This window comes from Billgrantia desiderata (assembly GCF_900108215.1).
In the GTDB taxonomy this organism is placed as follows: Bacteria; Pseudomonadota; Gammaproteobacteria; order Pseudomonadales; family Halomonadaceae; genus Halomonas; species Halomonas desiderata.
Genome location: NZ_FNVC01000020.1, coordinates 76309 through 98348, shown reverse-complemented (window position 1 = coordinate 98348; position 22040 = coordinate 76309). Strand labels below are relative to the sequence as shown.

General features: G+C 62.0%; 18 protein-coding genes. 17 read left to right on the top strand and 1 reads right to left on the bottom strand.

The genetic code is table 11. The features are described from left to right. The first annotated feature begins 629 nt into the window (after positions 1-629). Positions 630-2582 carry a methyl-accepting chemotaxis protein gene (locus tag C4S71_RS16600; protein WP_103969905.1) on the top strand — a complete coding sequence of 651 codons (1953 nt, stop codon included), beginning with the start codon at positions 630-632 and terminating at the stop codon, positions 2580-2582. Between the two features lie 45 nt (positions 2583-2627). Here C4S71_RS16600 and C4S71_RS16595 read toward each other — a convergent pair whose 3' ends face one another. Continuing rightward, positions 2628-3128 (bottom strand): hypothetical protein, encoded by a 501-nt coding sequence (locus C4S71_RS16595; RefSeq protein ID WP_200825311.1) that lies wholly within the window; start codon positions 3126-3128, stop codon positions 2628-2630. A 221-nt stretch (positions 3129-3349) separates the two neighbouring features. Between C4S71_RS16595 and C4S71_RS16590 the strand changes: the two genes are divergently transcribed. The 16 genes from C4S71_RS16590 to C4S71_RS16515 all read left to right on the top strand — a co-directional run bounded on the left by C4S71_RS16590 (position 3350) and on the right by C4S71_RS16515 (position 22039). Continuing rightward, positions 3350-3571 (top strand): DUF2835 domain-containing protein, encoded by a 222-nt coding sequence (locus C4S71_RS16590; RefSeq protein WP_103969910.1) that lies wholly within the window; start codon positions 3350-3352, stop codon positions 3569-3571. Between the two features lie 152 nt (positions 3572-3723). Beyond that, the gene (locus tag C4S71_RS16585) at positions 3724-4947 is read left to right on the top strand and encodes a GGDEF domain-containing protein (protein WP_160113401.1); all 1224 of its coding nucleotides are present in this window, start codon (positions 3724-3726) and stop codon (positions 4945-4947) included. Between the two features lie 68 nt (positions 4948-5015). Further along, positions 5016-9002 carry an EAL domain-containing protein gene (locus C4S71_RS16580; RefSeq protein ID WP_235014591.1) on the top strand — a complete coding sequence of 1329 codons (3987 nt, stop codon included), beginning with the start codon at positions 5016-5018 and terminating at the stop codon, positions 9000-9002. A gap of 60 nt (positions 9003-9062) precedes the next feature. Further along, entirely contained in the window at positions 9063-10754 is a 1692-nt protein-coding gene (locus C4S71_RS16575) for an HD domain-containing phosphohydrolase (RefSeq protein ID WP_103969903.1), read from the top strand. Positions 10755-10889: 135 nt separating this feature from the next. Then, entirely contained in the window at positions 10890-12254 is a 1365-nt protein-coding gene (gene fliD / locus C4S71_RS16570; protein WP_103969902.1) for a flagellar filament capping protein FliD, read from the top strand. Positions 12255-12329: 75 nt separating this feature from the next. Then, positions 12330-12749 carry a flagellar export chaperone FliS gene (gene fliS, locus C4S71_RS16565; protein ID WP_103969901.1) on the top strand — a complete coding sequence of 140 codons (420 nt, stop codon included), beginning with the start codon at positions 12330-12332 and terminating at the stop codon, positions 12747-12749. Then, complete coding sequence (locus C4S71_RS16560) at positions 12750-13133, top strand: flagellar protein FliT (RefSeq protein ID WP_103969900.1); 384 nt, start codon at positions 12750-12752, stop codon at positions 13131-13133. A gap of 881 nt (positions 13134-14014) precedes the next feature. Further along, the gene (gene fliK, locus C4S71_RS22515) at positions 14015-14449 is read left to right on the top strand and encodes a flagellar hook-length control protein FliK (RefSeq protein ID WP_160113400.1); all 435 of its coding nucleotides are present in this window, start codon (positions 14015-14017) and stop codon (positions 14447-14449) included. Next, positions 14430-14720, top strand: coding sequence for an EscU/YscU/HrcU family type III secretion system export apparatus switch protein (locus C4S71_RS16550; protein ID WP_103969898.1), 291 nt, complete (start codon positions 14430-14432; stop codon positions 14718-14720). Before fliK ends, C4S71_RS16550 begins: the two co-directional genes overlap by 20 nt. A gap of 321 nt (positions 14721-15041) precedes the next feature. Then, positions 15042-15368 (top strand): flagellar transcriptional regulator FlhD, encoded by a 327-nt coding sequence (gene flhD / locus C4S71_RS16545; protein ID WP_086509985.1) that lies wholly within the window; start codon positions 15042-15044, stop codon positions 15366-15368. A 1-nt stretch (position 15369) separates the two neighbouring features. After that, a complete protein-coding gene (gene flhC, locus C4S71_RS16540; protein ID WP_103969897.1) occupies positions 15370-15945 on the top strand; it encodes a flagellar transcriptional regulator FlhC in 576 nt (191 codons plus the stop codon). 166 nt (positions 15946-16111) lie between these two features. Next, positions 16112-16984 (top strand): flagellar motor stator protein MotA, encoded by an 873-nt coding sequence (gene motA, locus C4S71_RS16535; RefSeq protein ID WP_103969896.1) that lies wholly within the window; start codon positions 16112-16114, stop codon positions 16982-16984. Then, positions 16981-17931, top strand: a complete 951-nt coding sequence (gene motB / locus C4S71_RS16530; RefSeq protein ID WP_103969895.1) for a flagellar motor protein MotB — start codon at positions 16981-16983, stop codon at positions 17929-17931. Before motA ends, motB begins: the two co-directional genes overlap by 4 nt. 43 nt (positions 17932-17974) lie before the next feature. Continuing rightward, the gene (gene cheA, locus C4S71_RS16525) at positions 17975-20113 is read left to right on the top strand and encodes a chemotaxis protein CheA (protein ID WP_103969894.1); all 2139 of its coding nucleotides are present in this window, start codon (positions 17975-17977) and stop codon (positions 20111-20113) included. A 2-nt stretch (positions 20114-20115) separates the two neighbouring features. After that, positions 20116-20610 carry a chemotaxis protein CheW gene (locus C4S71_RS16520; RefSeq protein WP_086509991.1) on the top strand — a complete coding sequence of 165 codons (495 nt, stop codon included), beginning with the start codon at positions 20116-20118 and terminating at the stop codon, positions 20608-20610. 79 nt (positions 20611-20689) lie between these two features. Continuing rightward, positions 20690-22039, top strand: a complete 1350-nt coding sequence (locus C4S71_RS16515) for a methyl-accepting chemotaxis protein (protein WP_103969893.1) — start codon at positions 20690-20692, stop codon at positions 22037-22039. Position 22040 lies beyond the last annotated feature (1 nt).

Genomic DNA, 22040 nt, shown 5'->3' with positions numbered 1-22040 from the left:
CGATTACGCTGTGTGATCTGGCGGCAGTGGAAGCGCCCGACGACCCGGCGCCGGAAGCTTCTGGCGCTAGGCCTGGACGCATACCGTGCCTGGAAATCAGCGGGGAATGGGCGAGGAGCCTGGTGGAATGCGGGTGCCTCGCACATGAATCAGGCCCTGCCGCGGAAGCGGTTCGACGGGCTGGGCCTGATCTCGGTACTGGATACGGTAAGAGGGCTTAACCGTTCTTCATGAACCGCCGTATACGGAACCGTACGTACGGTGGTGTGGGAGGGCGCCGGGGGTGACCCCGGCCCCTACCCGATTGCGAAAAACATTGAGCGCTGTGTCTGACTGGTCCCTTCCTGAGGGAGCGAATAGAAATCGCATGCGAGGCTGACGTCTCTGTGATGTCTGGAGGTCTGACAGGGGGCAAATCAAGAACGCTCAAGTAGTGCTTGTGGTGACGCTACAGTCATTTCCTAATAAAGAAGTTTGACAATTGTCAAACTTTTTGCACAAATTCCTCAACCACTCCCTGTCATGGCCGATAACGTTGTTAGGCAGGTGCACGCCTGCACGATCGCTGTTCACGATAACAACAACCCGGCCGCGCGGTTCACCGCTGGCGCAGGGCAGGAGAGCAAAGGATGAATTCCATAACGCTGACGCAGTACCCTATAGATGACGAAGCCGAGCCAATGGCCGAGCCGGCATTCGCCACTCACCCGCCGCGTCGCGAGCGTCTCGGCTTCAGTAGCCGCCTGACATTGATGATCGTCTCGCTGGTGCTGATATCGGTGATGCTGGTGGCCGGTCTGGTATACGCCCAGTACCGCCAGTCCTTCACCCAGGCCACCGTGAATCAGCTTCAAAGTACTGGGGAGATGATGGCCGGCGCCTTTACCCAATGGCTGGATGCGCGTCAGGATGAGATTGCCTTCGTGGCGGGGCTCGATCCGGTGCGCCAAGTCGAGGTCGAACCGCTTCAGCACCTGCTGACGCGCCTTGCCGAGCAGAGCGGCTACTACGACACACTCTTTTTCGTCGGGCCGGATGGGGTCGGGGTGGCCGGGGTGGGCTTCGATGGCAGCGCCACGATCATGTCGGCCGTTGAAGCCGCCGAGTTCCAGGTAGGGGATCGCGCCTGGTTCCGCGAGGCGATTCAGGGCCAACCGGTATTTTCCCAGCCGCTGGTATCGCGTGCCACCGGCAATCAGGTGAGCAATGTGGTGGCGCCTGTGTTTGGCGCCGACGGCGAAGTGGTAGGCGTGGTGCGCGCGGCGGTACGTCTCGATGTGCTGTTCGAGCGTATGGCCGAGATGTCGCTCGGCGGAAGCTCCGACACTTATCTGTTGGGTGGAGATGGCATGCCGGTGACCCCGGTGGCGGCGTTGGCGGGTGAAAGCCGCGAGCTTGCCACCCATGCGGCGGTGGCCATCGGTGCCGGTGAGAGCGGGGTGGGTCGCTACCCAGACGCTGCCGACACGCGAGTGATCGGCAGCTACACTTTCCTGCCGCTGCTCAACTGGGGGCTGGTGGTAGAAGTGCCGGAGCGTGAGGCGTTGGCCGAGGTGTCCCGTACGTTCTGGATTCTGGTGGGTATCACCACGGTGATCATAGCGGTGGCCGTGCTGGTGAGCCTGGGCGTGGTGCGCTCGGTGGTGAAGACCCTCGGCGGCGACCCTCAGCGTGCCGCTGAGGTGGTACGCCGCGTCGTGCAGGGCGACCTGACCATGCAGGTGCCGGTGAAATCCGGTGATACCACCAGTCTGCTGGCCCATATGCACGAGATGCAGCAGAAACTGCAGGAGATGATGGGCGACATCCGCCGTACCGCCGAGTCGGTCAGCGTGGCGAGCAGCGAGATCGCTCAGGGTAACGAGGACCTGGCCAGCCGTACCGAGGAGCAGTCCTCCTCGCTGGTCGAAACGGCTTCTAGCCTCGAGCAGATGACTGCCACCGTGCGGCAGACAGCGGAGTCGTCTACCCAGGCGCGCGAGCTTACCGTCGAGCTTGACGAGCAGGCGCGCAACGCAAGTGGCGTGGGACAGCAGGCGGCGCAGTCCATGGGCAGCATCAAGCAGGCCAACAAGCGCGTCGAGAGCATCGTCGAGGCCATTAACGGCATCGCCTTTCAGACCAATCTGCTGGCACTCAACGCCTCCGTCGAAGCGGCGCGGGCCGGAGAGCACGGCCGCGGCTTTGCCGTGGTGGCCACCGAGGTGCGCAACCTGGCGGGGCGCTGTGCGGCCGAAGCCAGCAAGATCCGCGAACTGGTGGACTCCAGCGTAGCAAGCGTCGACGAGGGTGAACGGCTGGTCACCACGGCGAGCCAGCAGCTGGCCACCATTGCTGAGGGGGTCAAGCGGGTCTCGAGCTTCATCAGCGAGATCGCCACGGCAGCCACCGAACAGTCGTCGGGGATCGAGCAGATCAACATGGCAGTCAGCCAGCTCGATGAAGTGACGCAGCAGAACGCCGCCCTGGTGGAAGAGGCTACTGCCGCCAGTCACTCCCTGAGCGACCAGGCCCGTGAGCTGGCCAGGCTGGTGCAGCGCTTCAAGATAGACGAGGTGCCCTCATCATCCGCATCGGCATGACGTGTCGGCCTCTGCGCGGTTGAGCCAGCGCAGAGGCCAGGCCCTTTATTGGGTAGGGTTCAACTCAGTGATCTTGAGCGTGGCCGGCTGCATCTGATTGCTGCCATGTACGCCCACCCAGATGTTGTACATCCCGCTGGCAGGGTTCTGGAACATCACCAGCGGGTTGAGGCCGGTGAAGTCGTCATTGCAATACCAGCGTCCATCCGGGGCGTTGATCACCAGGGTGGTGTCGGCGTTGGATTCCACGGTGATATATAGCGGCATGCTACCGGCGGTGTAGTGGAGGTCCACGTCCGGTGCACTGGCCATGATGTAGCCGGTGCAGCCCGGGCCGAGCTTGCCGTTCACTTCCGTTGTGCCGCCGGCCTGCAGGCTTTGTATCCAAGGGTCGGGCGTGAAGCCTGCCATCAGATGATAGCTGCCGTAGCTGGGCTCGGCGGTCCAGTCCGGCTGCTGGGCGTGAGCGGTTGCTATGGCCATGATGCCAAGGGCCGCCAGGATGAGCCGGCCGGGATGACGGGCACTCTTCGTTCTTTTTCTCATGTGAGTTTCCTGCGCAAGAAAGCAGATGACGAGCCAGGCTCGGCGCGGGCATTTTCGTTACGCAACGTAACGTGGCGGGCGCATGCAGAGAGTAAACCGAGTAGGCGAACATGAGAAGCTGCCGATCAGCGTACCGATCATGCAGACGGTGAAGGTTTTGTGCTGCCATGAATCGGATAGAATATGCGTGAATCGGTCTGGCTCGGGTGGTCTTGATCGTCATGCCTAGTATCGATGTCGTCATCAAGCTTTCCGCTGAGGCTTGCCTGTCTCACTACGAGGGCCGGGTAGGGCAGGTTCTGGCCTATAGCCTGGATGGCCGCCGGGTGGTGTTTCCTGCTGAGGCGTTGCGGCGCGTAGTGACCCGCGATGGTGTACATGGCACCTTTCGGCTCTCGTTCACCTCGGAGGGGCGTTTCCGCTCTATTGTGCGTTTGAGATAGCCGCTCCAGTCGAAATAGCGTTGAACCTCCCCGTTGTTTGCCGAATGTCAAACCTTTGAGTCTCGTTAGGTTGGATGGGCTCTGATATAACCGCATCTGCACAGTCCGTGCCAATCGGTCCGCTTCGTATGGCCGCGTACAAGGACGCTACGATGTTTTCCAACAAATCGCGGGAACCCCGTGAGTATCTGAACCGCGGCCTGGATGCCCTGGCCGAGCCGCCTGAGGTGGGGCATGAGCTGTTCGTCGGTCTGAGCGCTCTGCGCGATACTCTGAGCAGCCGCCACCATTCGCGGGATTTTGCCTTCGCCCATGCTCGCTACCTGCGCAGCCGCGTGCTGGCAGTGGGGCTCATCTTTGCCCTGCTCTCGCCGCTGTGGATCGTGGTGGATACCTTGGTGCTGCCGGTCGAGCTGCTGCGCTATACGTTGCTGGGTCGGGTCATGCTGATGCTGGGGCTGGTAGGAGTGCTGGCATTGGCCTATTTCAGTCGCGAGCGCATTCGCCGCATTCGCTTCAGCGCCGGCATGTTGCTGGCGCTCCCGGCGGCTTTCTACGTGCTGGTGCTGGTCATCCTGCCACCGGAGCAGTTGGTGAACCTGGTGGGCTATGGCTTCATCCCTTTCCTGCTGGTAGCGACCCTCAGCGTGTTTCCCTTCACGCTGCTGGAATCCTTGGGGGCCGGCCTCGCCATGCTGGGGCTGCTGGCTTTTGCACAGCTGACCGATGGCAGTTGGTTAACCGGGCAAGGAATGGAGAGCCTATGGCTGCTGGCGACCCTGCTGGTAGTGTCACTGGCGGCCAACCATTTCCAACTCAGCCTGTTGTTGCGGCTCTATCGCCAGGCGACCCACGATCCGCTGACCGGTCTCTTCAATCGTGGGGCGCTCGAGGTGCATCTGAGCAAGGTGCAGGCCTGGCAGCGCGAAACCGAGGGGCAGGGGAGTTTCGGCAACGTACCCTGTTCGCTGCTGATGCTGGATCTCGATCACTTCAAGCGCATCAACGACAGCTACGGGCACTCGGTCGGCGACAGGGTGCTGTGTCAGTTCGCCGACCTATTGATCAGACAGACACGCCGGCATGACTGTGTCTCCCGCTATGGCGGCGAAGAGTTCGTCGTCATTCTGGTGGGTAGCGGCGAAGCAAGGGCGATGGAAGTGGCCGAGCGGATTCGCTATGCCGTGGAGAAGAGCGAATTTACCGACCACGATGGCAAGATCATTGCAGTGACCACCAGCATTGGCGTGACCCGGTTGCTGCAGGACGAGCCGCCGCAGCAGGCGCTGAAACGTGCCGATGAGGCGCTGTATCGGGCCAAGCGGGAGGGGCGCAATCAGGTCATGGTGGCTAACGATCCTTTGTCCGGCGAGTGACGAACTCTCAAGTCTTTCAGCCGCCTGCCGATATTCGATTTCATGGAAAGTCGACTAGCGGGGGCCTGATGCCCAACAATTCACAGCAGGTAGCGCTGCATACCTGGCTGCTGCTCGTGCCGCTCCTGCTGCTGGTCATGGGGGGCGTCAATGGCCTGGCGAGCTGGCAGCTTACGGTGGAGTGGCAGCCGGCCTGGGTCAGTGTGCCCATCATGCTGCTGGTGGGCGCCGGTTTGCTGGCAACGCTGCTGGGTCGAACCAAGATGGCACAGTGCTGTGGGGCGTTGTTGCTGCCATTCGGCCTGTTTGCTCCCCTGCTGACCTGGCTTCCGCCAGGGGTGGTGGCAGCGGTGCTTCCGCAGCACACATCGCTTTCACCTGCTAGCAGCATTGCGGTATTGATCGCCTCGATCTGTCTCATGGCGGGTATCGGTTCCGCTCGAGGGCGCCTCACCTGGTGGTTAGGTGGGGTGGGGATCGTGCTGGTCGGCGGACTCAGCATCGTCGCCGGGTTGAGATCCGACCTGCTCTGGCCGAGCCCCTGGGGCACCGCCTTTGCCACGCCTTTCACCGCTTTGCCTGCCCTGCTGACGGGCACCGCCATGGTGTTGATGGCGCGCAATCCCACCGTCTCTCCGGTGCTGAGTCGTGGTGTGGTCGTGGCGCTGGCCGGTGGGGTCCTGTCGAGTGGACTGGTCTGGTATGGGCTGGCTTGGCAGCAGTACGATGCCAGGCAGCAACACGCCGCCGAGTTGCTCACTAACTTCAAGATCAGCGCAGAGCGCGTGGTGGACAGGCAGCAGCGTGAGCTGCAGCGTATGGCGTCACGCTGGGCCGAGTTCGGTGGGTTGCCGCCGCCCACGTTTCGTCGAGTCGAAGCCGATGCCTACTTTCGTGACGTGCCCAGCCTGGTATCGCTCTACTGGCAGGAAGGCGACAGCGAGCGATTTCAGTGGGGGCGGGAAAAGGATGCTTCGTTTCAGCTTCTGAATTGGCTCGAGCGGCACGATTGGTTAGTGGACTGGCTGGCAGTCGGCGGGTATCCGCGCTGGGTATTGCCCGATGCCGCTCGCCCGGAGCTGGCCATGGTAACGGTGCCGCTGCCGCAGCCTGTCCAGGGTAGGCTGGTGGCCATTCTCGATTTGCGCCGGCTGCTGGAGCAGGAAATCCATTCATTGGCTACGCCGCTTGCGCTCTCCGTTCGACGTCAGGGCAATCTGATGGTGACCAATCAAGCCATCGGGGAGATGGCGACGGAGCTTCAGCAAGGCTTTTTGGTACTGCCCGGTGGAGCCACCTTGAGCGTCAAGGTCCAGGGTAATGGTCCCTTCGCGATGTCCAGTCTGGGCGAAGCGATCCCTTTGGGGGTAGGGGTGGCGGGTCTGGTATTGAGCTATCTGCTCGCATTCAGTCTGGCCATGGCCGACCTGAGCCGCCGCCGCTCTCTGGCGCTGGCGCGTACTCAGCGGCACCTGCGGGCTCAACAACGCGTGCAGACCCTGATTGCTCGCGACCAGCCGTTGGAAGAAACGCTCGGAGTCATCTGTCGGATCATTGAGGCACAGGTGCCGGGCGGGATCGCCTCGATCATGCTGTGCGACGAGGCGCGCCTGTATCTGGACCGAATCTATAGCCTGAGCCTGCCCCAAGCTTACTGCGACGCGATCATTGGCACCGCCATAGGACCGAAGAACGGTGCCTGCGGCCGCGCGGCCTATATCCGCGACTTCGTCGTCTGTGCCGATATCGCGCGCGACCCATATTGGCGAGGATTTCATGCGCTCGCCGCCGAGCACGGTCTCAAGGCGTGCTGGTCGTATCCGGTAAGTGGCAGCAATTCGGAGGTGTTGGGTACCTTTGCCATCTATTATCGCGAGCCGGGTGAGCCTAAAAGAAGTGACCGGCGCCGCGTGATCGAGGCCTCCGAGCTGGTATCGCTGGCGGTAGAGCGGGAGCGCAACCGTGAGGCACTGAGGGAGAACGAGCAGCGCTATCGCTCGCTTTTCACCTATCACCCCGATGCGGTGTTCTCGCTCGATATGGAGGGACACTTCACCTCGGTCAATGCCGCCTGCAGCAAAATTACCGGCTACGCCATGGAACAGCTCATCGGCTCGCACTATTCGGTATTGGTGCTGCCCGAGGATCGCTCGCGTATCCAGTCCTTGTTCCTCAACGCCGATCCGGGCGAGGCCTTCCGCTACAACGCCACCATCTATCACCGTGAAGCGCGGGCCGTCTATCTCGACGTGACCAACTTGCCCATCGTCGTCAACGATCGAGTCATCGGCTTCTATGGCATTGCCAAGGACATGACCGAGCAGCATCGGCGTGAAACTGAGCTGCGCATTCTCCATCGCAGCGTCGAGGCCAGCATCAACGGCATCGTCATTGCCGATGCCCAGGCGGAGGGGATGCCGGTCATTTATGTCAACGAGGCCTTCGAGCGCATTACCGGCTATCGGCGCGATGAAGTACTAGGCCGTAGCTGCAATTTTCTTCAGGGCAGCGAGACCGACCGTGAAGTTGTCGCACAGATGAACAGGGCGCTGGCCGAGCGTCGTGAAGTTAACGTCACCTTGTGCAACTACCGTAAGGACGGTACACCCTTCTGGAACAACCTCTTCCTGGCGCCGGTGCGCGATGGTGAGGAGATAGTGACGCATTTCGTCGGTATCCAACACGACATCTCCGAGCGCAAGTCCTATGAAGCGAAGCTCTCCTTCCATGCCAGTCATGATGCGCTGACGGGGCTGGCCAATCGCTCACTGTTCGAGGACCACCTGCTGCACGACGTGCAACTGGCCAAGCGTCATGGCTGCACCCTGGCGGTACTGTTCGTCGACCTGGACGATTTCAAGCCCATCAACGACAGCCTCGGTCACGAAGTGGGCGATCAGGTACTGATTCAGGTGGCCCAGCGCCTGGCGGAGGAGCTGGATCCCGGCGATACGCTGGCCCGCTTCGGCAGTGATGAATTCGTCGTTCTGCTGCCGGAACTTGCACGTGAGGAGAGTGCCATTCGCCTGGTGGAGCGACTGCTGACCTGCATTCGTCGCCCGTTCCGGGTCGCCGAGCATGAGCTCTACATCGGAGCCAGTGTCGGTATCGCCTTTTTGCAGGATGAGCTGGAGAATCCGGTCGAGCTCATCCAGCAGGCCGATATGGCCATGTATCGGGCCAAGCAGAAGGGGCGTAACGCCTGGGAGTGCTTCACCAGCGATATCAACGATGAAGTCAGCGCACGCATGGCGCTGCGCAACGATCTGCAGGAGGCGATCGAAGCGGAGAACTTCGAGCTGCACTACCAGCCTCTGCTCGATGTTCGTAGCGGTGAGGTGGTGGGGGTCGAGGCACTGGTGCGCTGGAAGCACCCCATCAAGGGCTACCTTTCTCCAGGCCTGTTCATCCCGTTGGCCGAGGACACCGGCCAGATCGGTCCTATCAGCGAATGGGTGTTGCGTCAGGCGTGCCGGGACATGTGTCGGCTGGCGGCGGAGGGCTACGGTCAGTATCGCGTTTCGGTCAACCTCTCGCCGTTGCAGTTCCGTCGACCGAATTTTCTGTCCAATCTGCAGCAGGCGCTGCTCGAGACCGGGCTCGCGCCGGAGTATCTCGAGCTGGAGCTGACCGAGGGCATCCTGATGGCCGACTCGGCCGCCGCCGTCGAGACGCTGCATCGCCTGCGAGACATGGGCGTCGAGGTTTCCATCGACGACTTCGGCACGGGTTTCTCCAGCCTCAGTTATCTCAAGCAGTTGCCGATCGGCAAGATCAAGATCGACCGCAGTTTCGTACGCGACATCGCCAGTAGCCGTCATGATGGAGCGATCGTTCAGGGGATCATCTCCATGGCACACCATCTGGGGCTTGCCGTAGTGGCGGAAGGCATCGAAGATGCCGAGCAGCGGGACTTCCTGGCGGCGCATGGTTGCGATGTATTCCAAGGCTTCTTCTTCGCCCGTCCGATGCCGCTGGAGCAGCTACGTAATTATCTAGGACAGCCGATCGTAGCTGCCGAGGACGATGCATTGCCAGCCGGCAGGCTCTCGTAGGCGGGAACGACAATCGCAAGAAACAAAAATATCAGTGACCCAAAGGGTGGAGAAGCAAGGATGGGGCAGCAAGGGGATGAATTCATTCGGGTGGGAAGTCCGAGCGAGATCGAGGTGCTGCTGGATCAGCTGATTCAGCCTGGCGGTGCCTCACTGCTGCTCGACAGGCCGGGCGGCGCCCCCATGCCGGTCGTGGTGATGGAGCAGGCACCGCCGGAATCGATGCTCCTCGACATCACGGCGGTGCGTGAGATCGTAGGTGAGCTGAAGCGGGGCGTGGGATTTCGTCTGCTGGGCCAGGTGCATGGAAAGATGATCCGTACGCCCGCACTCAAGGCCATGCAGGTAGAGGTCTTGCAAGGACGGGTGCAGTGTCAGTGCGATTATCCTCACTACCTGGAAGAGATGCAGCGGCGTGAGGCCTATCGCGCCCGTCTGCGACTGGGTATGGAAGTGGGGGCCATCCTGCGTGGCAGCGAGGAAGATGGCGATGTCACGGTACAGGGGGATCTCAAGGACCTTTCCCAGCAGGGGTGTCAGTTGGAGCTGCCTTCTTCGGCAGCTACCCTGCTGGCTGAAGCGGCTTTGGTGGAGATCGAGCTGTGCTTTCCCAATGGCAGCCGCTTTACGGTGCAGGCGGCACCGCGCCACAAGGTGGCGGATAGCGATCGTCAGACCCTGAGAGTAGGGTTCCAGTTTCACGACTGCAGTGCCGAACAGGAGCGCAAGCTATGGTTCTTCGTGCGCGAGATCGAGCGCGAGTCGTCACGCTACAGCGATGAGCCCGATGTGGGAAGGCTGCCCTCGATGCTGTTCCAGAGCCAGTCGGGCGGGGCCTCGCCTTCTGTTGGCAGACGCAACCTCTTGAACTATCCCACTCCCATGGCGCGACGCTTGGCGCGGGTGGCTGGCTATCTCGATGCGCAACTGCTGGAGCTGCAGCAGGGCGACGACATCGACCCGGTGCAGCTCTCCCGGCATGCCGACATGCTGCTCCAACTGGCTGAGGAGGATATCGAGACGCTGCTCTTCGCGACCCGTTGCCTGGGCCAGGAGCCGGTGCTGGTACGTCACGGACTTGGCGTGGCCGTACATCTGCTGGCCCTGGCCGGTGCAAGTTCGGTGCCGCGGGATGTGCGCAAGGCCTTGGCGGCGAGTGCCATGATTCATGACTTGGGTAAAGGGTTGCTCCCTGCCGGCCTGCTTGCCGTCGATTCGTTCGGGCCGGATGAGCATGCTCGGCTCAAGCAACACGTCGACTTGCTGGTACAGAGGATGGGGCGCTGCCAATGGCTGTCGGAGAAGGTGATGCATGCCGTGGTGGTCAGCACCAACGAGCGGCTGGATGGCAGCGGATACCCCGCGGGCGTCATGAGTGAAGGGCTTTCCGAACTGGCGCGTATGAGTGCGGTCGTCGACGTGGTGGATGCCATGCGCCGCAGCCGGGCCGACCGGCCGGCCTGGCGTATCGATGCGGTCTATCGGCATTTGCTCAAGTCGCCCCAACAGTTCGACCCGCGCTGGGTGAAGCGCTACGTGCAGCGCTTCGGTCTGCGCCCGGTCGGTTCTCTGGTACGCTTCTCCGGCGGTGCACTGGCCTGGATCCAGCGCCTCGATCAGCAGGGCAAGCCGTTCCAGGTGCAGCTGACCGAAGAAACGGCTCCGCCCGGAGAGGCCATGGGCGAGGTGTTGCGCGGTGACGTCGAGTCTCGCCTGGGGGGGATGGTGGAGGAAGTGCCCGTCTCGACCTGACGTCTCCGTCGCAGGCGGGGCTAAAGTCGACTCATTTTCTGCCGATAGAGGGAAATAACCCCTAGGTCGCGGGCTTTTCACCGGAACCCTTGGCGCGAAGCCTGCCAGAATAGCTGCATGAAATAAGGAAGCGTCATGACGACGATAAGCTCTCTGGGCATCGGTTCCGGGCTGGACCTCAACGGCCTGCTCGATCAGCTCAATGCGGCCGAGCGCAAGAAACTCGAGCCGATCAAGATGCAGCAGAAGAACCATCAAGCCAAGATATCGGCCTATGGCAAGCTGCAGAGTGCGCTGACCAAGCTGCAGGAAGCGGCCGCCAAGCTCAACGACCCGAAGTTCTTTCAGAACGTTTCGAGCAATGTCGTCGGCAGCGGCGTAAAGGCGGCGGCCAAATCGGATGCGCCGCCGGGGCGCTATTCGATCAATGTCGAGCAGCTGGCGACCGCCCAAAGCATTGTCGCTAATGGCGTGGAGAGCCGGACCGCCCAGCTTGGCGCTGGGCAGGTCACCTTGACGCTTGGCAATGGCACGACGAAAGAGATCTCCATCGACCCTGCCAAGAGTTCGCTCGAGGATATTCGCAAGGCGATCAACGACAGCAAGTCGGGAGTCACAGCGACCATCGTCAACGATGGTTCCGGTACGCCTCATCGCTTGGTGCTAACGTCCAACAAGACCGGTACCGAAGCAGCGGTAACGGCGGAGTTTTCAGGCGCGCTCGCTGACAGGCTGGGCGCCGTGGCCGATGTCACGGTCTCTGCTCAGAACGCCTCGCTGACGGTAAATGGCATTGTCATCACCAGTCAGACCAACCAGGTGGAAGGGGCCATCCAGGGGGTGACGCTGGACCTGGAAGAGAAGACCAAGGAAGACAGCAGTGTCACGGTGGTGGTGGAGCGCAACACCCTGGCCATACGCGAGGGCATCAGCGGCTTCGTCAAGGCTTACAATGACCTGCGCAAGACCATCGGTGAGCTGACCAGCTTCAACGCCGATACCGGGGCCGCTGGTGAGCTGCTCGGCGACGGAGCCTTGCGCACCGTCGAGTCGCGCCTGCGGGGCGTGCTGAGTGGCGGAGTGGGCCAGGGCGAGCTGCGCATGCTATCGGACATCGGGATCACCCTGCAGCGCGACGGCACGCTAAAGCTCGATGAAGAGAAGATGAGCGGTCTGGTCGCCGCAAATCCCCAGGCACTGGCCAATTTCTTTGCCGGTGAGAACAAGGCCGGCGGGCTTTCAGGCAAGCTGGGTGAGACCCTGGATCAGGTGCTGCGCGACCGTGGTCTGCTTGACAACGCCAAGCGGGGGCTCGAGTCGCGCATCACCGGTCTCAAGGACCGCCATGAGCGCATGGAGCGCAGCATCGAGCAGACCATCCAGCGCTACCGGGTGCAGTTCGGGCAACTCGACGCCATGATCGCCAACATGAATCAGGTCAGTGATTACCTGTTCCAGCAGTTCGATATCATGAATGCCCAGCTTGGGCGCAAGAGATAAGGAGCGTCACGCTCGGCCAGGCCGCAACGTGATGCTGCAGTAACGCAAGTCATGCCACCATAGGAGAGTTTTGCCATGACTGTCATGCGAGGAGCAGCCGCTTACGGCCGTGGTGCCGGGGCCTATGCACGGGTCGGCGTGGAGAGTGGCGTGATGTCGGCTTCGCCGCACCAACTGATCGTGATGCTGTTCGACGGTGCACAGGGAGCCATTCGCGCGGCTCGCATCCATATGCAAGCCGGGAACACGGCGGAGAAGGGCAAGTCCATTTCCAAGGCGTTGGACATCGTCAACAATGGCCTGCTTGCGGCGTTGGACCTGGAGAAGGGCGGCGAGATCGCCGAGCGGCTCGGTTCACTCTATGAGTACATCAGCCGCTTACTTCTGGCGGCCAACCTGCATAACGATCAGGAAAGCCTCGATCAGGCCGAGCGCCTGCTGGATGACATCGCGTCGGCTTGGCGCGAAATCGGAAGCGCGGGAGCGCAAGGTTGAATGGCAATGTCCACCGCACGCGCCGTCCTTGACGGCTATTCCCAGCTCAGGCGGCAGGTCGCCATCATGCTTGAGCTGGCAAGAGCCGGTGAGTGGGATACCCTCATCGAGCGGCAATCAGGCTACCTGCAGCTGGCGGACCGGCTCCGGCTGCTCGACAAGGAGACCGAGCTCAACCAGGCGGAGGTTCAGCTCAAGGCCGATCTGCTCGAGGCGATTCTGGCCGACGACCTGGCCATTCGCGAGCAACTGCTGGCACGCCGCAGTGAGCTCGGACAGCTGATGGGGGCCAGCCGGCGTCAGCGTGATCTGCATCGCAGCTATGGCAAGCAGGCAGCCTCGGTCGTTGAAGCAAGCGACAAGTTCGGTCCGGAGACGCCGTGAGTGGCATAACGCCGCTACTGGATACGCTGCTCCATCAGGTACTGGGCAAGCGTGTCGATACGGCGCCACCGCGTGATCTGAACGAGCCCGTACGCCCAGTCGATCCCGGCGAGGGCCCTCGGGCGCTGCACAGCGATTCGCGCCTGGACGGGAGGCGACCTCTCGTTGGTCCTCTCCCTGGTGCGACGACGCCGTCTCAGCGCGGTGAGGGGCAAACGCCGCGAGCCGATTCACTATCGTCACCCGCTTCCACCCAGACCCACTTCAGTCCCTCGGCACGCACCATTGCCGATCTTCTGCTGCGCTTTCCGGCTCCACCCTCGGTATTGAGCGCACCTGCTCCACTGATGGGAGCGAACGAGGCGCCGGGTGCCACGACACTGGCTGATAGGTTGCAGACAGCCATACGCGACAGCGGACTTTTTTACGAATCGCATCTCTCGCGCTGGTATCGGGGTGAGGTGAGTCGCCAGCAGCTGGAGCGTGAGCCGCAGATGCTACGCACCCTGCGCTTCACGCCGGCATCGACAGCGCAAGGAACGACTGGTGCTGCGCCTGCCACGCCGTCGGCCGGGCAAACGCTGGCCGTAGGCATATCACCAGGTTTTGCCCAGGCGGGCCCGGGCCAATCGATACCGGGTCAGCCGATACCGGGGCAGACAATGCAGGGCCAGACGATCCCGGGGCAGGCCGCGCAGGCCTATACCGCAACCGAATCGCTGTATCCTGCCGCAGCGCGTGGCGAGCGCCCGGGTAGCGATGCGCAATCTGCCCTACCTGGGGCGGCAAGGGCAGTCTCCTCCTCTGCTGTGTCCCGTGAGGGTGCGGAGGTGTCGGCGCGTGAGGCCGTCGATGCAACGTTGCGGACCCGCAGCGAGCCTGTGCATGAAAGCCTCCAGGGGGTGGTCCGTCACCAGCTCGAGATGTTGGTCACGCCCATCCTGCGCTGGGAAGGGGACGTCTGGTCGGGCATTTTCCTGGCCCTGATGATACATATGCCTGCTGGTGCCAGACGCGAGGGAGAGGAGTCTCCATCGGACGAGAATGAGGAGTCTTCATCGCAAGCCTGGCACTCCGAGCTCCAGTTGACGGTGCCCAGCCTGGGGGAGATTCGTGTTGCCCTGTGGTTGCAGGAGCAGCAGGTCAGGCTGCAATTGTTGAGCCGGGAGGACGCTGCGCTGAGCGCGCTGCAGGCCGGAGTGCCTGAACTCGAGCGCCGGCTCAGGGCTGCCGGGCTCGAGACGGTGTTGATCGATGCTCGTCCGTGGGAGTCGGGAGCGGATGGGGGAGAAGAGCATGACGAAACCCAAGCCTGAGCGTCGTCGCCAGGCGGTGGCGCTGGCCTATCGCGACGGCGACGACGCGCCGCGAGTGCTGGCCAAGGGCTACGGTGACATGGCGGAACGAATCCTGGCCGAAGCTCAAAGGCAGGGGATCTACGTCCACGATGCGCCGGAGCTGGTATCGCTGCTGATGGGGCTGGATCTCGATGAGCGCATCCCGCCGATGCTCTACCAGGTCATCGCTGAGCTGCTCGTTTGGGTCTATGAAGTCGCCGAGACACGGGATGTACAAAGAAACGGCTAGTGTGTTTTTGTAAAATTTTGTAAGTTGGTGGGTTTTCCAGTCGATTTGTCAAGTGGTGTATGTAATCTTTTTTGTGTTGCCGCACAAGGCGTTAACAAACTAGTCAAAAAGGCTTAGCAGGCTCAGTATTATGCCTTAATGAGCTTACGTTGCGCTAACGGTTGGCAGGTAGCAAAACAGTGGTCACAATGCAGATGTAAGCTTTTATGGGCTTTCAAGGTCGTGGCAGGTATTTTTGTTGCCTGCATGACCTGAGCCTCGACACAGAAAGTAACAAAAATATAAGTACACGTGATTCAACCGCGTGCAGGGAACCCCAAAATGAAGAACGCAAACCACCTGGATGAAATCCAGGAGCTCAATCTTGCCTATCTGCTTCTGGCCCAGCGACTGCTCAACGACGACCGCGCCGCGGCCATGTTCCGCCTGAAGATCGATGGCGAAACCGCCGATCTGCTGCTTTCGCTCGGTGCGGCACAGCTGACGCGCCTGGCGCGTACCAATCAACTGCTCTGCCACTTCGGTTTCGAAGGCGCCGAGCAACTGCGTCAAGTCGTCGATAACCCCCGTGACAATGGATTGTCCCAGTTCCACGCCTCGCTGCTGATGGCAGGCCGTGGAGCGACTTCCATGTTGCGGGAGGTGTGAAATGACACAAAAAAGCCTCGTCGAGGAGATGCAGCAGGTCCAGTTGGCGATTGAGTTGATCGAGCTGGGCGCGCGCCTGCAGGTGTTGGAAACCGAGACCGACCTGAGCCGGGCCCGCCTGATTCGGCTGTTCAAGGAAGTGCGTGGCATGTCGCCGCCCAAGGGCATGCTGCCGTTCTCCACCGATTGGTTCATTACCTGGCTGCCCAACGTACATGCCTCGCTGTTCTACAACATCTATCGCAATCTGCTCGAGGAGCAGGGGGGCGAGAGAATGCAGGCCTTCGTCACTGCCTATCGTCTCTACGGTGAGCAGGTCGGCATCGACCAGGCCGAGCCGGTGCTGGCGTTGACCCGCGCCTGGACCCTGGTGCGCTTCTTCGAGAGCGATCTGCTCCAGCTTTCGGCATGTACCCACTGCAGCGGCCACTTCGTGACCCACGCCCATACCCCAGACCACGATTACGTCTGCGGTATCTGCATGCCGCCTTCGCGTGCCGGCAAGACACGCAAGCGTCGTGAACGGGAGGCTGCGGATATCGCTCAGGAAGCGACGCTGGTCAAGCGAGTGGGCTGAGCCGTGCTCGCTTGCTAGTCGCGCTTGAACGCCGCCTCTACTGGGGCGGCGTTCTGCTATCTATCCGCAAGAATTCGTTTCTTTTTTCTCTGAGGCCTCAAGTGTTGCCGAGCCTGGCCGATAGATTGGGTTAACGACGACTCGCATCCACTGAAGGGTATCGGTTGTGCTGATTCTGCTCGGTTACATCGTAGTCACACTGTGCGTCTTCGGCGGCTTCGTGCTGGCCGGCGGCTTCCTTGGTCCGCTTTACCAGCCCACTGAGCTGCTCATGATCGGTGGCGCTGGCGTGGGCGCGTTCATCGCTGCCAACAACGGCAAGGCGATCAAGGCCACGTTCAAGATATTCCCCAAGCTCAAGCGTACCAAGAAGTACAACAAGGAAATGTACATGGAGCTGCTTGCGGTGCAGTTCAAGCTGCTGACCAAGGTGCGCCGTGAAGGGATGTTGGGCATCGAGCGCGACATCGACAGTCCTCAGGAGAGTGCGCTGTTCCAGGAGCACCCCAAGGTACTGGCCGATCCGATGATCATGAACTTCCTCACCGACTACCTGCGCTTGATGGTTGCCGGCGGCATGGATCCCATGGAGATCGACGAACTGATGCTCCATGAGATCGAGACCTTCGAACAGGAAGCGCACATACCGGCGGATGCCATCGCCAAGGTGGGCGACGCCATGCCGGCGTTCGGTATCGTGGCCGCCGTCATGGGGGTGGTGAAGGCGCTGACCTATGCCGATGCCGGTCCGGAACAGATGGGAGAGATGATCGCCCACGCCCTGGTCGGAACCTTCCTGGGAATTCTGATGGGTTACGGCTTCATCAACCCGGTGGCCAGTAGCATCGAGCGTCAGGCCAAGGAAGCGGAAAAGATGCTGCAGTGTGTTCGCATCACGCTGTTGGCCAGTTTGCACGGCTACGCACCGCAACTGGCGGTCGAGTTCGGACGCAAGGCCCTGCACACCGCCGATCGTCCGGGCTTCACCGAGCTCGAGACCTACGTGCGTAACGCCAAGTCGGGTGTGGCAGCGGAATGAGTGCGGCGGGAGACAAGCGCCCAATCATCATCCGGCGCAAGAAGGTCGTCCACGGCCACCATGGTGGGAGCTGGAAAATCGCCCTGGCCGACTTCATGACGGCTCTGATGGCCCTGTTCCTGGTGATGTGGATCCTGTCGGTGGCCAGCGACGAGCAGCGCCAGGGCGTGGCGGATTATTTCAGCACGCCGTTGACCAGTGCGGTCACGGGGGGAGATCGTTCGGGCAGTACCAGCGCCATACCTGGCGGCGGTCCCGACCCGGTCCACAGCGACGGCGAGCGGGCCCGCATCGATACGCGTGAGTTCTCGCGGCCCAGCGAGCAGCAGCGTCGCTTCTTCATGGATCTTCAGCGGCGCATCGAGGCGGCGATAGAGGCCGATCCCGAATTGCGCGAGCTGCGCCAGCAGATGCGCTTCGATCTGACGCCCGAGGGGCTGCGCATTCAGCTGCTCGACCACGAACTCCGGCCGATGTTCGCCATCGGCAGCGATCGCGTCGAGCCCTATATGCGCAGCCTGCTGCGGACCATTGCGCCGTTGCTCAACGACTTGCCCAACTACCTCAGTATCAGCGGTCACACGGACAGTCGGCCCTATGCGGGGGGGTATCGCGGCTACAGCAACTGGGAGCTCTCCAGCGACCGGGCCAATGCCTCGCGGCGTGAGCTGGTAGCCGGCGGGCTCGACTCGGACAAGCTGCTGCGCGTATCGGGTTTCGCCGATCGCGTCATGGTGCCGGATACCGACCCGTTCGACGCCGACAACCGTCGCATCGAGCTGCTGGTGCTGCTGCCGGAAGTGGCGGAGTACATTCGTCGGCCGGGCATCCTGGGTGGGCCTGGCGTGCCGAGTCCGATGAGTACGCGTCTGGAGAGCGAAGTCGATCTGGCGCCCGTTGAACAATTTACTGAAAGTCTGCGCCGCACGCTCAATCCCGAGCAGTGAGCGCGGTACTGAGAAATTCATTTGACACCAGGTGGTGAAGCGCATGGATATCACGGATTTCTATGACACTTTCTTCGAGGAAGCCGAAGAGCTGCTGGCCGACATGGAGCGCTACCTCCTGGAGCTCGACGTGGACGAGCCGGACAGCGAGCAGCTCAATGCCATCTTCCGCGCTGCCCATTCGATCAAGGGAGGCGCGGGCACGTTCGGCTTCGATGCCTTGCAGAAGACCACACACCTGTTCGAGAACCTGCTCGACCATACCCGCAAGGGCGAGCTTCGGCTGCGTCGGGATATCGTCGATACCTTTCTGGAAACCAAGGACATGCTCAGCGATCAGCTAGACGCCTATCGCAATGGCGACGAGCCCGATCAAGAGGCCTTCGAGCGCATCTGCCAGACGCTGCAGCGCCTGGCGCTCGAGGAGATCGGCCAGGACCTGGAGAGTGGGGCGCCGGTCGCCTCCACCCCTCAGCCTGTTGCGAAATCCGAACCCGAGCCCGAGGCCCTCGTTGAGCAGGGCGCGGCGAGCGGCTCCGATCTGCGTGTCGTGGCGCTGCTGAACGTCGGGGAGAAGGACCGACAGCTGCTCGTCGAAGAGCTGGGGCAACTGGGCGAGGTCATCGCGCAAGAGGGCGACGAGGCATGCTACGAGGTCACGCTCAGCTCCAGTGTGAGTAACGACGATATCGAGGCGGTGATGTGCTTCATCATCGACACCGATCAGATCAAGATTCGTGGTGCCGATACGGGAGGCGCGCCTCAGGTCGCAGCCCCGACAGCGGTGCCCGAGGTGGAGGAGCCGCAGGCGGCACCGGCCCAGGCCCCGGTTCAGGCTGCAGTGGAGCCGGACCCCTCAGCTTCGTCCGCCGCTAGTGTCAAGACCGACAGCGCCAAGCCCGACAGCGGGAAGCCTGCCAAGGCGAAAGCCAAGGCCAAGGGCGGCGGCGAGTCCACTTCGATCCGGGTCTCGGTCGACAAGGTCGATCAGATCATCAACCTGGTGGGTGAGCTGATCATCACCCAGTCGATGCTGGACCAGACCGTCAGCGAGATGGACAACGTCGCCAACAGCGCGCTGCAGAACGGCATGAGTCTGTTGCAGCGCAATGCGCGGGATCTGCAGGAATCGGTCATGTCGATTCGCATGATCCCCATGGATTTCGTCTTCAGCCGCTTCCCGCGGGTGGTGCGCGAAACCGCTGCCAAGCTGGGCAAGGAGATCGAGCTGGTCACGGAAGGCGAGTCCACCGAACTCGACAAGAGTCTCACCGAGCGCATCATCGACCCGCTGACGCACCTGGTGCGTAACAGTCTCGACCATGGCATCGAGCCGCCCGACGTGCGCCAGACGGCAGGCAAGCCGCGTACCGGCAAGCTGGTGCTCTCGGCCAAGCACCAGGGCGGCAACATCATCATCGAGGTGATCGACGACGGCGCCGGTCTCAATCGCGACAGGCTGCTGGCCAAGGCGCGGGAGAACGGCCTGCCGGTCAGCGACGCCATGAGCGATGACGAGGTGTGGCAGCTCATCTTCGCGCCAGGGTTCTCCACCGCCAAGGAGGTCACCGATGTCTCCGGGCGCGGTGTCGGCATGGACGTGGTCAAGCGCAACATCCAGGGCATGGGTGGGCACGTGCAGATCATGTCCAGGCCGGGTGAAGGCACCACCATTCGTATCGTTCTTCCGCTGACGCTGGCGATTCTCGACGGCATGTCGATCAAGGTCGGCAACGAGATGTTCATACTGCCGCTCTCTGCCGTGCTCGAGTCACTGCAGCCGTCGCGTGAGGACCTCTATGCCATGGCCGGCGACGATGTGGTGCTCAAGGTGCGCGACGAGTACCTGCCCGTGGTGGCGGTACACGAAGCCCTCGACGTGCCCAAGGCCAAGACCGAACTGACCGAGACCATCGCCGTGATCGTGCAGGGAGAAGGGCGCCGCTATGCCCTGCTGGTCGATGACCTGGTCGGTCAGCAGCAGGTGGTCGTCAAGAATCTGGAAACCAATTACCGCAAGGTGCCGGGCGTCTCCGCCGCCACCATCCTGGGCGATGGCAGCGTGGCGCTGATTCTCGACATCACCGGCTTGCATCGCCTGAGCCGGGAAAAGAAGGAAAAGCGCCGGCCTGAGCGCAAACCGGCACTCGAAGCCCTCACCGACAAAGAGCTGGAGACCTGATCATGAACCAGACGAATGATGCAGCACTGGCCGCCGCCGAAGCCCACAACCGCGAGTTCCTGGTGTTCTCGCTGGGCGAGGAAGAGTACGCCATCGATATTCTCAAGGTGCAGGAAATTCGCGGCTACGAGAACGTGACCCGCATCGCCAACGCCCCGGACTTCATCAAGGGGGTGACCAACCTGCGCGGCGTCATCGTGCCCATCGTCGACCTGCGCATCAAGTTCCACCTCGACAAGGTGGAGTACGGCGGCCAGACCGTGGTGATCGTGGTGAACGTCGAAGATCGTGTCGTCGGCATCGTGGTGGATGGCGTCTCCGACGTCATGACGCTCTCTCCGGACCAGATCAAGCCGGCCCCCGAATTCGGCGTCACCTTGTCGTCGGATTTCCTCAGCGGCCTGGGCAGTCTCGACGATCGCATGTTGGTCATCGTCGACATCGACAAACTGCTCACCAGCGACGAGATGGAGCTGGTCGAGAGCGTCGCCGAGTGAGGCCGTCAAGTTTCTGACGGACAAGCCGATATCACCATTACCTGCGGCTTGCCCGCAGGTAATTGCCAGGGGGGGAGACGTGAAACTACTCGATAACCTGACGGTCAGGGCCAGTTGGTTTCTGGTATTGCTCTTTTTCGGCGGCATGATCGTCGTGCTGAGCGGCCTTGGGCTATATGCCTTGCAGCAAAGCGCCGTGGCCGTCACGGCCATGGCTCCGCATGCCGGGGAGTCGGGTGCCGCTTATCAGGCTGCGTTCGAGACAACGGCCAGCCTGATGCGCCTGGCCATCGTCGCCGCCCTGAGTGGCTCCCTGGTCGTCATGGTCATCGTCGTGTGGGGCATCAGCGTCAACGTGCTGAAGCCGCTAGCACGTCTGGTGGAGTACTTCGAAGGCCTGGCCAAGGGCGATCTCTCCCAACCGGTGGAGAATCGCGGCAACAACGAGATCGGTCGGCTCTTCACCTCGCTCAGGCACATGCAGGATGGGCTCTCCGAGACCGTCGGCACGGTGCGCAGCAGCAGCGAAGGCATCTACGTCGGTGCCCAGGACATTGCCGAGGGCAACGGCGAGCTATCGTCGCGGACCGAGCAGCAGGCCGCTTCGCTGGCCGAGACTGCCTCGAGCATGGAGGAACTGGCTTCCACCGTGGAGCAGAACGCCGACAATGCACGTCAGGCCAGTCAGTTGGCGGCCGAGGCCTCGCGCACCGCGGCTCAAGGTGGCGAGGTGGTCGGCGAGGTCGTTTCGACCATGCATGACATCAGCGAAAGTTCGCACAAGATGTCCGACATCGTTGGCGTGATCGATAGCATTGCCTTCCAGACCAATATCCTGGCGCTGAATGCCTCGGTGGAAGCCGCACGTGCCGGTGAGCATGGCCGCGGCTTTGCCGTGGTGGCCCAGGAAGTGCGCAGCCTGGCAGGGCGCAGTGCCGCGGCGGCGGGGGAAATTCGCACGTTGATCGCGGCTTCGCTGGAAAAGGTCGACGTCGGCACGGCGCGTGTCGACAAGGCGGGTCAGACCATGAGCGAGATCGTTGCCGCCGTGCAGCGGGTGAGCGATATCATGGACGAGATCGCTTCGGCCTCGCTGGAGCAGAGCAACGGTATCGGACAGGTCAACCAGGCCGTGACCCAGATGGATCAGGTCACCCAGCAGAACGCCGCGCTGGTACAGCAGGCGGCAACGGCAGCGACTCAGCTCGAAGCCGAGGCGGCTCGCCTGCGGGAAGCCGTACTGCGCTTCCGTCTGGCTGGGCAGGCCGGCAACGCAGGGCAAGCACGTGCTGCGCGCCCCGCTGGCGGCAGCTCGCGCGTCGCCAGGCTGGCGCAAGATCCGCTGCCAACCAAGCGCCACGGTGCACAAGCAACAGCGCCGAGTTCTACGCGGAATGAAAAAGAAGAGGAGCAGTGGGCCTCGTTCTGAG